This window comes from Sphingobium sp. AP49 (genome assembly GCF_000281715.2).
In the GTDB taxonomy this organism is placed as follows: Bacteria; Pseudomonadota; Alphaproteobacteria; order Sphingomonadales; family Sphingomonadaceae; genus Sphingobium.
Map to the genome: position 1 here is coordinate 1,486,289 of NZ_CP124576.1, position 12,625 is coordinate 1,498,913.

The window sequence follows — 12,625 nt, forward strand, 5'->3', positions numbered from 1 at the left end:
CCATGGCCTTGCAGAAGCCGGGCACCCGATCCAGGGTGCCCGGCTTCCGATCAGGCTGGCGTCAGTTTGAGCAACCGGCCCTGCGACTTGCCGCCATCCTCCAGCAGCCACAGCGCGCCATCCGGCCCCTGTTCGACCTCGCGGATGCGCGCGCCCATGTCCCACTGGTCGGCCTTGGACGCATTCTCGCCGTCCAGCTTGACCCGCACCAGCGACTGGCTCGACAGGCCGCCGATGAACAGCGACCCCTTCCATTGCGGGAACAGATCGCCCGAATAATAGATCAGGCCGCCCGGCGAGATCACCGGGTTCCACCAGACCTTGGGCGCCTCGTAACCATCGCCCGGCTTGTGATCGGGAATGTCGCGGCCGTCATAATGGCTGCCGTTCGACGCCTTGGGCCAGCCATAGTTGAGGCCGGGCTTGATCAGGTTGACCTCGTCGCCGCCCTGCGGCCCCATTTCCTGTTCCCACAGGCGCCCGTCCTTGTCGAACGCGATGCCCAGCAGGTTGCGATGGCCATAGGACCAGACCGCCGGGTTGAAGCCCTTGGCCGCCAGCGGGTTGCCCGCCGCCGGCGTGCCGTCGAGATTGAGGCGCAGCACCTTGCCCAGGGTTGACTTGGGATCCTGGGCCGGATCGAACTTCTGCCGCTCGCCATTGGTGAAGAACAGATATTTGCCGTCGGGGGAAAAGGCGATGCGGCCGGAATAATGGCCATTGCCCTCGACATAGTCGCTGGCGCGGAAGATGGTCTTCACGTTGGCGAGCCGGGTCGTGCCGTCGCTTGCCTGGTCGAAGATGCCGGTGGCCAGCGCCACGCCCTTGCCGCCGGACCGATCGCCCTGGCCGACCTCGGAAAAGCTGAAATAGACCTTCTTGTCCCGGGCGAATGTGGGCGAGAGGACGATGTCCATCAGCGCGCCCTGGCCGGCGCTGTCGACTGCAGGAATGCCCTCGATCGGGATTTTGGTGCCGTTCTTGGGATCGAACAGAATCATCTCACCGGCCTTCTCCGTGACCAGCATCCGGCCGTCGGGCAGGAAGGTCATCGCCCAGGGCGCGGTGAAGTCGGCGATGACCGACGTCTTGAACGGCTTGGCGGCGGCCGTGGTCGCGGCATTCTGGCCCGTCGCGTCGCCGGCCGAGCAGGCCAGCAGCGCGAGAGGGAGGGTGACGGCCATCACGCGAAGCATGGGATTCTCCTTACTAGACTGTTGGGAAAAGGCCGATCGCCGGCGCGGGTTCCATGCCGCTATCCTCGACGGGTTGGGGGTGGGGATGCAAGCCCGCTTTGGCGATAGGCCGATTTCTTAAGCTTCCAGGATTAAGCGGAAGGGCGAAAGGGGGAAGGACGGTGCTGCACGGCGTATCGGATTTCGATGCCGCGTGCGCGCAGGCTGCGGCCTTGCGCGTTGAAACGCTGCGTCTCGACGCCGCGATTGACGTGGCGCGGGTCGCGCGGGCCTGGGACAGGCTGGAGGCGCGGGCGCAATGGCCGACCCAGACACGGCTCTTCGCCGCGACGCTCAGCCGGTTGCCGGCGGGGGCGGATGCACAGATGCTCGGTGCCTGGCTGGGCGATGATCTGGTTGGTCTGCTCTCGCTCAGCCGCGACCCGGGCTATTTCGCTCGTTGGCATATGGTCGGCGCCCGTGAGACCTACGAGCCAGGCGACATCTTGTGCAACGGTTCGGTCGGCACGGCGGGAGTGGCGGATGAACTCGTCGGCTTGCGTCGCCCCCTCTATCTGGATCGCATATCGGCGGGTTCTCCGTTGATTGCGGCGATGGCCGCAGCGATGCGCGGGCGCGGCCGGCTGGTCGTTCGGCCGGCCATGGCGTGCCCCTTTATCACACTGGACGATAGCTGGCGGGATCCCGAAAGTCGCTTTAATGCCGGTCGCCGATCGGATTTCCGGCGCGCGCGCCGTCGGGCCGAGGGGATGGGAATACTCACGTTCGAGACCCTCTCGCCGGGCGCTGCCGATTTCGACACCCTGTTTGACGAGGCCGTGCGGGTCGAGGCGCTGGGCTGGAAATGCGCGGCCGGGACGGCGATCGCCACCGATCCGCGCCAGGCCGCGATTTTCCGGACATTCTTTCGGGCCGCTGCAGAGCGCGGCGATTTTCGCCTATCCTTCATGCGGATCGACGGCCAGGCTGTGGCGATGCAGATGGCGCTGCTCTGGAACAGCCGCTACTGGCTGTTCAAGATCGGTCACGACGCGAGCTTCAACGCCTGTTCGCCCGGTGGATTGCTGATGCTCCATGCGCTGGGCTGGGCGGCCGCCGCCCGCATGCAGACCTTCGAGTTTCTCGGGGTGGCCGAACCCTGGATCAGGCAGCTATGGACCCAGGAACAGCATGACTGCGTTCAGTTGCGCACCTATCCCTATGGGCTGCGCGGTGCGGTGGCGCTGGCCGTGGATGGCGGGATCTGGCTGCGGCAGCGGCTGCGACGCGGGCGGTGAAGCGGAGCCGCATCTGGCGGATGCTGCGCGACCTGCGCTATGGCCTGCCCGGCCTGGTCGGGCGGTCTTTGCCGATCCTCGACGGGCTTGGCGCGGTGACCATCGGCCGTCGGGCGGCGCGATCGGGACGGGCGATCACGATCGGCTATTTCGAGGCGGAAGGGGAGGACCCCGACAATATCGTCCTGGCCTATCATCGGGCGCTGGCCGCTTGGCGGGACCGTCCGTTCGATCTCTATCTCTCGGTCAAGGCGCCACCGCTGGCCTTTGCGTTCGATCGCCTGCATGCGCTGGCCGCTGCTGCCCGGGCGGCGGGCTGTCCCTTGATGTTCGACGCCCATGGTCCTGACCAGGCGGACCGGACGCTCGCTTTGGTCGAACGGCTGTTGCCCGATTTCCCCGGGACGGGGTGTGTCCTGCCCGCCCGCTGGCATCGCAGCTTCGCCGATGCGGCGCGGTTTCGCGACACGACGGCGCCGTTGCGAATCGTCGCTGGGGAATGGCCCGATCCGGAACGGGATGAACCTGATATCGACCGGGCCTATGCGATGCTCGTCGAATCGCTGGCTGGACGGCGCGCGCCTGTCGCCGTTGCGACGCACCGGCCTGCGCGCGCTGCCCAGGCGCTGGCAGCGTTGCAGCGGGCCGGAACGCCATGCGAACTGGAACAATTGCGCGGCTTGCCGGGCCGGCGCTGCCGGACGGTGGCGGCCCGCCTTGATGTGCCGGTGCGTCTCTACGTCCCGTTCGGACCGGGCTGGCTACCCTATGCGCTCGACCGGGCGCTGGCCCGGCCTTACCTTGCCGCCTGGCTGCTGCGTGACGGGATGGGGCGCGCCGACCCCTGAATCGCCGGGTGCACGAAACATGTTGCAGCCCGTTCGCAACATGCCTATATCGGCCCTGCTTCCTTACATCGTTAAACATGTCGGGGTCGCGGACGAAACGTCTGCGGCGGCAACAAGCACATATTTTTTTCTGGAGTAAGCATGGCGGATATCGCCGAACTGACCGCGCTGATCGAACCGGAGGTGAAGGCCCTGGGCTTTGACCTCGTGCGCATCAAGCTATTCGGGTCGGGCGACGAACGCACCCTGCAGATCATGGCCGAAGATCCCAAGACCAAGCAGCTTGTGATCGAGGATTGTGCCGCGATTTCGCGCCGTCTGTCCGATCTGCTGGACGAGGTCGATCCGATCGAGGAAGCCTATCGGCTGGAAGTCAGTTCGCCGGGCATCGACCGGCCGCTCACCCGTCTGCACGACTTTGTCGAGTGGGGCGGGTTCGAGGCGCGCATCACCGTGACCGAGGCGGTCGAGGGCCGCAAGACGTTCAAGGGCGTGCTTGGCGGGGTCGAGGGTGAGGATATCCAGTTCAAGGATGCCAAGGTCGGTGACGTCGTCATTCCCTTCGCTCTGGTCGACACGGCCAAGCTGGTGCTGACCGACGCGCTTATTTCTGCTACCATGCCGTTGTCTTCCGAAGGCGCGGACGAAATCGAAACCGAAGGATAAGGGTTCTTTCCATGGCCAACGCCATTTCCGCCAACAAGGCCGAACTGATCGCGATCGCCAACAGCGTCGCCAGTGAAAAGATGATCGACAAGGCGATCGTCATCGAGGCGATGGAAGATGCGATCCAGCGCGCCGCCCGTGCCCGCTATGGTGCCGAGAACGACATCCGTGCCAAGCTGGACCCGGACAGCGGCGACCTGCGCCTGTGGCGCGTCGTCGAAGTGGTCGATGTGGTCGAGGATTATTTCAAGCAGGTCGACCTCAAGCAGGCGCAGAAGCTGAAGAAGGACGCTATTGTCGGCGACTTCATCGTTGATCCGCTGCCCGCGATCGACCTTGGTCGTATCGATGCCCAGTCGGCCAAGCAGGTGATCTTCCAGAAGGTCCGCGATGCCGAGCGCGAACGTCAGTTTGACGAGTTCAAGGATCGCGTCGGCGAAATCATCACCGGCGTCGTGAAGTCGGTCGAATTCGGCCATGTCGTCGTCAATCTGGGTCGCGCGGAAGGCGTGATCCGCCGCGATCAGCAGATCCCGCGCGAAGTCGTCCGCGTCGGCGACCGCATCCGTTCGGTGATCCTGAACGTGCGCCGCGAAAATCGCGGTCCGCAGATCTTCCTCAGCCGCGCGCATCCCGAATTCATGAAGAAGCTGTTCGCGCAGGAAGTCCCCGAAATCTATGATGGCGTCATCACCATCATGGCTGCCGCCCGCGATCCGGGCTCGCGCGCCAAGATCGGCGTCATCAGCCGCGACAGCAGCATCGATCCGGTCGGCGCCTGCGTCGGCATGAAGGGTAGCCGCGTCCAGGCCGTCGTGCAGGAAATGCAGGGCGAAAAGATCGACATCATCCCCTGGTCGGAAGATACCGCGACATTCGTCGTCAACGCGCTGCAGCCTGCCCAGGTCGCCCGCGTCGTCATCGACGAGGAAGAAGAGCGCATCGAAGTCGTCGTGCCCGACGATCAGCTGTCGCTCGCCATCGGTCGCCGTGGTCAGAATGTCCGTCTCGCCAGCCAGTTGACCGGCAAGGCGATCGACATCATGACCGAGGCTGACGCGTCCGAGAAGCGCCAGAAGGAATTCGTCGCCCGTTCGGAAATGTTCCAGAACGAGCTGGACGTCGACGAGACGCTGTCGCAGCTGCTGGTCGCCGAAGGCTTTGGCGAACTGGAAGAGGTCGCCTATGTCAGCGTCGACGAGCTTGCCTCGATCGAGGGCTTTGACGATGATCTGGCCGCCGAGCTGCAGAACCGTGCGCAGGAAGCGCTCGACCGCCGCGAAGCCGCCGCTCGTGAAGAGCGTCAGGCCCTGGGCGTCGAGGATGCGCTGGCCGACATGCCGCACCTGACCGAAGCGATGCTGGTCACGCTGGGCAAGGCGGGCGTCAAGACGCTCGACGATCTGGCCGATCTCGCCACCGATGAGCTGGTGCAGAAGAAGCGTATCGATCAGCGTCGCCGCAAGTCGGACAGCGGCAATGAGGACAAGGGCGGCATCCTGGCGGCCTATGGCCTGTCGGACGAGCAGGGCAATGAGATCATCATGGCTGCGCGCGCCCACTGGTTCGAAGGCGAGGAGGCCTAAGTCCAGATGCCGTTCGTCGACATCCGCCTGGCCGGCAGTGCCACCCGCGAGCAGAAAGCCGCGCTGGTTGCCGACATCACCCAGTCGCTCGTTGAGCGGCTGGGAAAGCCGGCGGCTGCGGTACAGATCAATATCACCGAATTGTCGACGGAAAATTACGGGGCCGGCGGTCAGTTGATCGCCGACCGCGCACCCGCCACCCCTCATAGGGAGGACGCCAATGTTGCGGTCACTCCCCAATGAGAGGTTAGGCCTTCACGACAGCTTCGGGGTTGCCAGTTCATCCGTTTTCGCGGAGGGGCAGGCATGACCGAACGCAAATGTATTTTGACCGGCGACCGAGCCGATCCCGAAACGCTGATCCGTCTGGCCGTCGGGCCGGAAGGGCAGGTGCTTCCCGATATCCGCGCCAAGGCGCCGGGCCGGGGCGCCTGGATCGGCGTATCCCGCGTCGAGCTTGAGGCCGCGCTGGCCAAGGGCAAGCTCAAGGGCGCGCTGGCGCGGGCCTTCAAGGAAACGAATCTGCACATTCCCGAGGACCTCGCCGAAAAGGTGGAGGCCGGGTTGCGGCAGGATCTGCTCAGCCGGTTGGGGCTGGAGGCGAAGGCCTCCATGCTGCTTACCGGATCGGAAAAGATCGAGGTCGCCTGCCGCAAGGGTATCGTGAAAATGCTGCTTCACGCCGCCGATGCCGGCGCGGACGGCAACCGCAAGCTGGACCAGGCGCTGCGCGTCGGGCAGGAAGCGGAAGGCACGGATCTTGCGGGTATCGTCTTGCCTGTGGACCGCGGCGCCCTATCTATGGCAATGGGGCGCGATAATGTCGTCCATATCGCGGTGACCGACTCGCGGGCAGCAGCGCGCCTGCGTACGGCCTTGAGCCGCTTGGAAAGCTATCTGGGTTGCGCTACCGGGGCGCCGGTGCATGGGGAGCAGGACTCCGCCGATGCGCTGGGCGTCGTGGTTGCATGGAATGATGCGTCGGCGCCTGCGTCGGCCGATGATGATGTGAAGGGTTAAGTATAGTCGATGAGTGACAGCAACGAAGACAAGCCGGTTCTGGGCCGCAAGCCGCTGGGCATCAAGCGGACCGTTGAATCCGGCCAGGTGCAGCAGCAGTTCAGCCATGGCCGCAAGAATACGGTCGTGGTTGAGGTGAAGCGGCGCCGCGTCCTGGGCAAGCCGGGGGAAACCACCGGTGCTGCGCCCGTTGCTGCGCCCCAGCCCGATCCGACGCCCGCACCGGTCGCACCGCGTCCGGCTGCACCCGCGCCTGCGCCCGTGCAGCAGCAGCGTGCGCCTCAACCCGCACCCGCCCGCCAGGCGCCGCCGCAGAGCCTGATGTCGCGTCAGGAACTGCAGGCCAAGCTGCTGCGCGAGGCCGAGGAAGCCCGCATGACGGCGCTGGAGGATGCCCGTCGTCGTGAAGACGCCGCGCGTCTGGCCGCGAGCGAAGAGGAAAAGCGCCGGGCCGAGGAAAATCGCCTGGCCGCCGAAGCCGCTTCGGTGGCCGAGGTCGAGGCGCCTGTCGTCGCACCGGTTGAAGAGCCTGCCGTGGTGGCAGCCGAAACGCCTGCCGCGACGCCGGCCGCGCCGGCTGCGGAAGCCGCAGCACCGGTACAGGCATCGGGTGCACCGGCTACGACGGCCTCCACCATTCCCCCGCCGCGTCGCTTCACCCCGGTCGCGCCGGTCAAGCGGCCTGAGCCGGCCAAGCCGGATCGCGCCAAGCGGGGCGATGATAATCGCCGCCAGTCGGGCAAGCTGACTGTGACCAAGGCCCTGGCCGATGACGACAGCGCCCGTGCCCGCAGCCTCGCCGCGCTCAAGCGTGCTCGCGAGAAGGAACGGCGCGCCCATTATTCGGGCGGCAGCCAGCCGCGCGAGAAGCAGAGCCGCGACGTCGTGGTGCCCGAAAGCATCACCGTGCAGGAACTGGCCAACCGTATGGCCGAAAAGGGCGCGGACCTGGTCAAGGCTCTGTTCAAGATGGGCACCGCCGTCACGCTCAACCAGCCGATCGATCAGGATACGGCAGAGCTGCTGGTCGAGGAATTCGGCCACCGCATCCAGCGCGTGTCCGAAGCGGACGTCGAAATCGGCATCGAGGGTGAGGTTGACGCACCCGAGGCGCTGCAGCCGCGTCCCCCGGTTGTTACGATCATGGGCCATGTCGATCACGGCAAGACCTCGCTGCTCGACGCATTGCGCGGGACGGACGTGGTGGCCGGCGAAAGCGGTGGCATCACCCAGCATATCGGCGCCTATCAGGTGACGACCAAGGGCGGTGACGTCATCACCTTCCTCGATACGCCGGGCCATGAAGCCTTCTCGGAAATGCGTGCCCGTGGCGCGAACGTCACCGATATCGTCATTCTGGTGGTGGCGGCCGACGATGGCCTGATGCCGCAGACGATCGAGGCGATCAATCACACCAAGGCGGCCGGCGTTCCGATGATCGTGGCGATCAACAAGAGCGACAAGCCCGAAGCCAATCCGCAGAAGGTGCGCGAGCGTCTGCTGGAGCATGAGATCGTGGTCGAAGACATGGGCGGCGACGTCCAGGACGTCGAAGTGTCCGCGCTCAAGAAGACCGGCCTTGACGAACTGATCACCAAGATCCTGCTTCAGGCCGAAGTGATGGAACTGACCGCCAACCCCGATCGCGCCGCTGAAGGCAATGTGATCGAGGCGCAGCTCGACAAGGGCCGTGGCGCGGTTGCGACCATCCTGGTGCGCAAGGGCACGCTCAAGGTCGGCGACACCTTTGTCGTCGGTGCCGAGAGCGGCAAGGTCCGTGCGATGATCAACGACAAGGGCCAGAATGTGAAGACCGCCGGTCCCTCGACCCCGGTCGAGGTTCTGGGTCTGTCGGGCGTGCCGATGGCCGGCGACCAGATGACGGTCGTGGAGAATGAGGCGCGTGCCCGCGAAGTCGCGGCCTATCGCCAGGAACAGGCCACCAAGAAGCGTACCACGGCTGCGCCGACCAGCTTCGAGCATATGTTCTCGGCGCTGAACACCAAGGTCATCGAATATCCGGTGGTGGTGAAGGGCGACGTGCAGGGTTCGGTCGAGGCGATCGTCACCTCGCTCAACCGCATCTCGACCGACGAGATCAAGGTGCGCATCCTGCATTCGGGCGTCGGCGCGATCACCGAAAGCGACGTCACGCTGGCCGCTGCCAGCCGTGCGCCGCTGATCGGCTTCAACGTGCGTCCCAATGCCAAGGCCCGTCAGCTCGCCGAGCGCGAGAAGATCAGCCTGCGCTACTATGATGTGATCTACGACCTGCTCGAAGAGGTTCGTGGCGAAATGGCTGGCCAGCTCGCCCCCGAACGGATCGAGACGATCGTCGGCCGCGCCGAGGTGCTGCAGGTCTTCCCGGCCGGCAAGAAGGACAAGGCGGCTGGTCTGCTCGTCCTCGACGGCATCATTCGCAAGGGGCTCAATGCGCGCCTCACCCGCGACGATGTCATTGTGTCGCGCACCCACATCGCGTCGCTGCGTCGCTTCAAGGACGATGTGTCCGAAGTCCGCGCCGGCATGGAATGCGGTGCGGTCCTGCAGGACACCAACGACATCAAGCCGGGCGATACGCTCGAACTGTTTGAAGTCGAAGAGCGCGCGCGCACGCTGTAAGTTAAGGCGAACGATCTTTCCTTTCGGGGGAAGGACTTGGGGTGGGACGATTGCGTAAGCAATCGCTTCCACCCTTTCGCTATTCGGCAGTGCTCGCTACGCTCCTCATCCACCCCGAACCCTCCCGCGAAGGGAGGGGGAGTTATTGATCTATGTCCAACCAGTCCGAAGGCCCCTCTGTCCGCCTGCTTCGCGTGGGTGAACAAGTGCGCCATATCCTGTCCGAAATCCTGACGCGTGGTGACGTCCATGACGATGTGCTGGCCAAGCATGTCGTCAGCGTCACCGAAGTGCGGATGTCGCCTGACCTGCGCCACGCGACCATCTTCATCAAGCCGCTGCTGGGCAAGGACGAGGAAGCGGTGCTCAAGGCACTGCGCACCAACACCGCCTATCTCCAGCGCGAAGTCGCGCATCGCATGGCGCTCAAATATGCGGCGAAACTCAAATTCCTGTCGGACGAGAGTTTCGACGAGGGCAGCCATATCGACAAGCTGCTGCGCGACCCCAAGGTCGCCCGCGATCTGTCGCAGGATGACGGCGAGGCATAAGCGCATTATCGCCATCGACGGGACGGTGCGGCACCGTTAACAGCGTCTCACTCGCAATCGAGTGAAGGGGCAGACGCATGAAGATGAGCGGGATAATGAGCATGGCCGCTCTGGCATTGGCCACGCCGGCCATGGCCCGCGAACCCGTCACGCATCCCGCCGTCATCACCGACCCTGCGCCCGATGTGGCGAATCCCGCACGGATGGATGCCTTCGTCATCCCCTCGGGCGATGGCGCGATGAACGCGGTCATGTATGTCGCGGCGGGCAGCGGCGTGCATCCGACCCTGCTGCTTCTCCACGGTTTTCCCGGTAACGAGCAGAATCTCGACCTGGCCCAGGCCGCGCGCCGCGCCGGCTGGAATGTCCTGACGCTGCACTATCGCGGTAGCTGGGGCAGCCCCGGCACCTTCTCCTTCACCAACGCGGCGGAGGATGCGTTCAACGCGCTGCTGTTCCTGGAGGAGGCATCGACCGTCGCCCGATATCGCATCGATACCAGCGCGATCGTGGTCGCGGGCCACAGCATGGGTGGTTTCATGGCCGCCGAGGCCGCCGCTGCTGAGCCACGTGTCGCGGGCCTGTTCCTGATCGATCCCTGGGACCCGGCCCAGACCGTCGCTGCGCTCGCGACGCCGCAGGGCGAGGCCGGGTGGAAGGCGGAGGTCGCGGGCGACCTGCCACCGCTCGCCGGCGCGAGCTATGACAGCCTGACCGATGAGATAAAGGGCGACACGCAGAAGTTCGACCTCGGCCGCAAGCTGGTCGGCTATGGCCGTCGCCCGTTGACGATCATCGGCGCGGAACGCGGTATCGGCGCGATGGCGCGCAAGGTCGGGGCTGATGCCCAGTCGGCAAACCCCAATGCCCGCCTGATGGTCTGGCCCACCGATCACAGCTTTTCCGACAAGCGAATCGCGCTGGCCGATGCGCTGGTGCGTTTCCTCTCTGGCGTTGCGCCTGCGCTGCGTTAAACGGCCGCGCATGGCGAAACTCTATTTCTATTATAGTTCGATGAATGCGGGCAAATCGACCACCCTGCTGCAGTCGAGCTTCAACTATCGTGAACGCGGCATGGAAACCATGTTGTGGACGGCGGCGATCGATGATCGCTATGGTCCAGGGCGGGTCGCTTCGCGCATCGGGCTGGAGGCGCAGGCGCATCTGTTCGATCCGGATGTCGACATCTTTGCGACCGTCGCCGCCCAGCATGAGCGGACGCCGCTGTCCTGCGTGCTGGTGGACGAAGCGCAGTTCCTGACGCGCGCGCAGGTGCTGCAGATCGCGGCGCTGTGCGACCGGCTCAATATTCCCGTGCTCTGCTATGGTCTGCGCACCGATTTTCAGGGCGCCTTGTTCGAGGGCAGCGCCCAACTGCTCGGGCTGGCCGACACGCTGAGCGAGATCAAGACGATCTGCGAATGCGGTCGCAAGGCGACGATGAATCTGCGCGTGGACGATGCCGGCCGGACGATCCGGCAGGGACAGCAGACCGAGATTGGCGGTAATGACCGCTATGTTGCCTTGTGTCGCCGGCATTTTATGGAGAGGACCGGGGCGTGACGCGAACCGAAAAACTGCTGGCGCCGATTGATGCGCCGGGCCTGCGCCTGGAGCAGTTGGTCGAGGCGCATCGCGATCTGCTGCGGCCCCTGTGTCCCATTGACGATCCGGTATGGGACATCTTCCCCAGTTGCTGGGCGGGCGCCGATTTCGATCCCGCATTTGATGCGACGCTAACCAATCCCGACCGTTTCCCCTTCCTGATTTTCGCGGATGGCCGGCCGGTCGGCATGTCGGGCTTTCTCCATCTCAACCCGCTCGACAATTGGCTGGAACTGGGCGGTACCTATATGACGCCCTCGGCCCGCGGCACAGGGCTCAACGCACGGATCAAGCCGCTGCTGATCGGCCGGGCGCTCGACTGCGGCTTCACCCGGATCGAATTTCGCATCGATGCGCGCAATCTCCGCTCGCAAAAGGCGGTGGAGAAGCTGGGGGCGGTGCGCGAAGGCGTGCTGCGGAAACAGCGCATCACCTGGACCGGCCATGTCCGCGACACGGTGATCTATTCGATCCTCGCCGACGAATGGGCCGGGCGCGCCGCCTGAGCCTCAGTCCAGCGAGGCAATCCAGTCGGGCAGTTCGCCCAGCCGCTCCAGCTGGGTATAGCGCGTCGCGCCGATTGGCGGCTGCGCCCGCTCGTGCGACCAGGCGCCCTCCTGCGGAATGAATGCGGCCCAGGCGCCGGCCTCCAGCGCCGGCAATATGTCCGACCGCATCGAATCGCCGGCCATCACCGCCTGCTCCGGCGCGATGCCATGGCGGGCGAACAGGGTACGGAAGGTGTCGACCTTCTTGTCGCTGACGATCTCGATACCGGAAAACAGGTCACCCAGGCCGGATGCCGCCAGCTTGCTCTCCTGGTGCAGCAGGTCGCCCTTGGTCACCAGCACCAGCGGCCCGATGTCCGCCAGCCGCTCCAGCGTCTCTTCCACCCCGTCGAACAGCTCGACCGGATGGGCCAGCAGCGCGCGGCCAGCGGCCAATATCTCCTGGATCATCGTGGTCGACAGCTGATCGCCGGCCAATTCCACCGCCGCCTCGATCATCGACAGGGTGAAGCCCTTGGCGCCATAGCCATAGAGCGGCAGGTTGCGGATCTCGCAGGCGATCAGCCGCTCGCGCGTCACATCGACATCGGCAAAGGGCTGGAGCATGTCGGTCAGCGCGTCCTGGGTCGCGTTGAAATGGCGCATGTTGTGCCACAGCGTATCGTCGGCATCGAGGCAGATGAGCTTGATCGTCATGCGCCTCTTTTACCCGTTCAGGACGAAGGCGAAAGGGGCGTGGGACGCT

Annotated in this window: 13 protein-coding genes; 11 read left to right on the plus strand and 2 right to left on the minus strand. The window is 65.1% G+C overall.

The window, feature by feature from the left end; translation table 11 throughout:
* Positions 1 to 50: 50 nt before the first annotated feature.
* Positions 51 to 1,196, minus strand: a complete 1,146-nt coding sequence (locus PMI04_RS07180; RefSeq protein WP_283184863.1) for a PQQ-dependent sugar dehydrogenase — start codon at positions 1,194 to 1,196, stop codon at positions 51 to 53.
* 161 nt (positions 1,197 to 1,357) lie between these two features.
* Between PMI04_RS07180 and PMI04_RS07185 the strand changes: the two genes are divergently transcribed.
* The 11 genes from PMI04_RS07185 to PMI04_RS07235 all read left to right on the plus strand — a co-directional run bounded on the left by PMI04_RS07185 (position 1,358) and on the right by PMI04_RS07235 (position 11,877).
* Entirely contained in the window at positions 1,358 to 2,473 is a 1,116-nt protein-coding gene (locus tag PMI04_RS07185) for a GNAT family N-acetyltransferase (protein ID WP_283184864.1), read from the plus strand.
* Entirely contained in the window at positions 2,470 to 3,321 is an 852-nt protein-coding gene (locus PMI04_RS07190; RefSeq protein WP_238535910.1) for a proline dehydrogenase family protein, read from the plus strand. Before PMI04_RS07185 ends, PMI04_RS07190 begins: the two co-directional genes overlap by 4 nt.
* Positions 3,322 to 3,462: 141 nt before the next feature.
* The gene (gene rimP, locus PMI04_RS07195; protein ID WP_007709443.1) at positions 3,463 to 3,987 is read left to right on the plus strand and encodes a ribosome maturation protein RimP; all 525 of its coding nucleotides are present in this window, start codon (positions 3,463 to 3,465) and stop codon (positions 3,985 to 3,987) included.
* A gap of 11 nt (positions 3,988 to 3,998) precedes the next feature.
* The gene (gene nusA / locus PMI04_RS07200) at positions 3,999 to 5,573 is read left to right on the plus strand and encodes a transcription termination factor NusA (protein WP_007709444.1); all 1,575 of its coding nucleotides are present in this window, start codon (positions 3,999 to 4,001) and stop codon (positions 5,571 to 5,573) included.
* A gap of 6 nt (positions 5,574 to 5,579) precedes the next feature.
* A complete protein-coding gene (locus tag PMI04_RS07205) occupies positions 5,580 to 5,816 on the plus strand; it encodes a 4-oxalocrotonate tautomerase family protein (protein ID WP_007709445.1) in 237 nt (78 codons plus the stop codon).
* 63 nt (positions 5,817 to 5,879) lie between these two features.
* A complete protein-coding gene (locus PMI04_RS07210) occupies positions 5,880 to 6,593 on the plus strand; it encodes a DUF448 domain-containing protein (RefSeq protein ID WP_007709446.1) in 714 nt (237 codons plus the stop codon).
* A gap of 9 nt (positions 6,594 to 6,602) precedes the next feature.
* Positions 6,603 to 9,215, plus strand: a complete 2,613-nt coding sequence (infB, locus tag PMI04_RS07215) for a translation initiation factor IF-2 (protein ID WP_007709447.1) — start codon at positions 6,603 to 6,605, stop codon at positions 9,213 to 9,215.
* Positions 9,216 to 9,367: 152 nt separating this feature from the next.
* Positions 9,368 to 9,766 (plus strand): 30S ribosome-binding factor RbfA, encoded by a 399-nt coding sequence (rbfA, locus tag PMI04_RS07220; protein WP_007709448.1) that lies wholly within the window; start codon positions 9,368 to 9,370, stop codon positions 9,764 to 9,766.
* Positions 9,767 to 9,843: 77 nt separating this feature from the next.
* Positions 9,844 to 10,740 (plus strand): alpha/beta hydrolase, encoded by an 897-nt coding sequence (locus PMI04_RS07225; protein ID WP_007709449.1) that lies wholly within the window; start codon positions 9,844 to 9,846, stop codon positions 10,738 to 10,740.
* 10 nt (positions 10,741 to 10,750) lie between these two features.
* On the plus strand, positions 10,751 to 11,329 hold the full coding sequence (locus PMI04_RS07230) for a thymidine kinase (protein WP_007709451.1): 579 nt from the start codon (positions 10,751 to 10,753) through the stop codon (positions 11,327 to 11,329).
* Positions 11,326 to 11,877: a GNAT family protein gene (locus PMI04_RS07235; RefSeq protein ID WP_007709453.1), complete on the plus strand. Its 552-nt coding sequence runs from the start codon at positions 11,326 to 11,328 to the stop codon at positions 11,875 to 11,877. Before PMI04_RS07230 ends, PMI04_RS07235 begins: the two co-directional genes overlap by 4 nt.
* Positions 11,878 to 11,880: 3 nt before the next feature.
* On the opposite strand, the gene PMI04_RS07240 is transcribed toward PMI04_RS07235, so the two are convergent.
* Positions 11,881 to 12,576, minus strand: coding sequence for an HAD family hydrolase (locus PMI04_RS07240; protein WP_007709461.1), 696 nt, complete (start codon positions 12,574 to 12,576; stop codon positions 11,881 to 11,883).
* Positions 12,577 to 12,625 lie beyond the last annotated feature (49 nt).

Bases quoted from the DNA above. Each gene is read 5' to 3' on its own strand.
- PMI04_RS07240 (WP_007709461.1), bottom strand. From the start codon at position 12,576: ATGACGATCAAGCTCATCTGCCTCGATGCCGACGATACGCTGTGGCAC.
- PMI04_RS07210 (WP_007709446.1), top strand. From the start codon at position 5,880: ATGACCGAACGCAAATGTATTTTGACCGGCGACCGAGCCGATCCCGAA.
- PMI04_RS07225 (WP_007709449.1), top strand. From the start codon at position 9,844: ATGAAGATGAGCGGGATAATGAGCATGGCCGCTCTGGCATTGGCCACG.
- PMI04_RS07180 (WP_283184863.1), bottom strand. From the start codon at position 1,196: ATGCTTCGCGTGATGGCCGTCACCCTCCCTCTCGCGCTGCTGGCCTGC.
- PMI04_RS07205 (WP_007709445.1), top strand. From the start codon at position 5,580: ATGCCGTTCGTCGACATCCGCCTGGCCGGCAGTGCCACCCGCGAGCAG.
- rbfA (WP_007709448.1), top strand. From the start codon at position 9,368: ATGTCCAACCAGTCCGAAGGCCCCTCTGTCCGCCTGCTTCGCGTGGGT.
- PMI04_RS07230 (WP_007709451.1), top strand. From the start codon at position 10,751: ATGGCGAAACTCTATTTCTATTATAGTTCGATGAATGCGGGCAAATCG.
- rimP (WP_007709443.1), top strand. From the start codon at position 3,463: ATGGCGGATATCGCCGAACTGACCGCGCTGATCGAACCGGAGGTGAAG.
- infB (WP_007709447.1), top strand. From the start codon at position 6,603: ATGAGTGACAGCAACGAAGACAAGCCGGTTCTGGGCCGCAAGCCGCTG.
- nusA (WP_007709444.1), top strand. From the start codon at position 3,999: ATGGCCAACGCCATTTCCGCCAACAAGGCCGAACTGATCGCGATCGCC.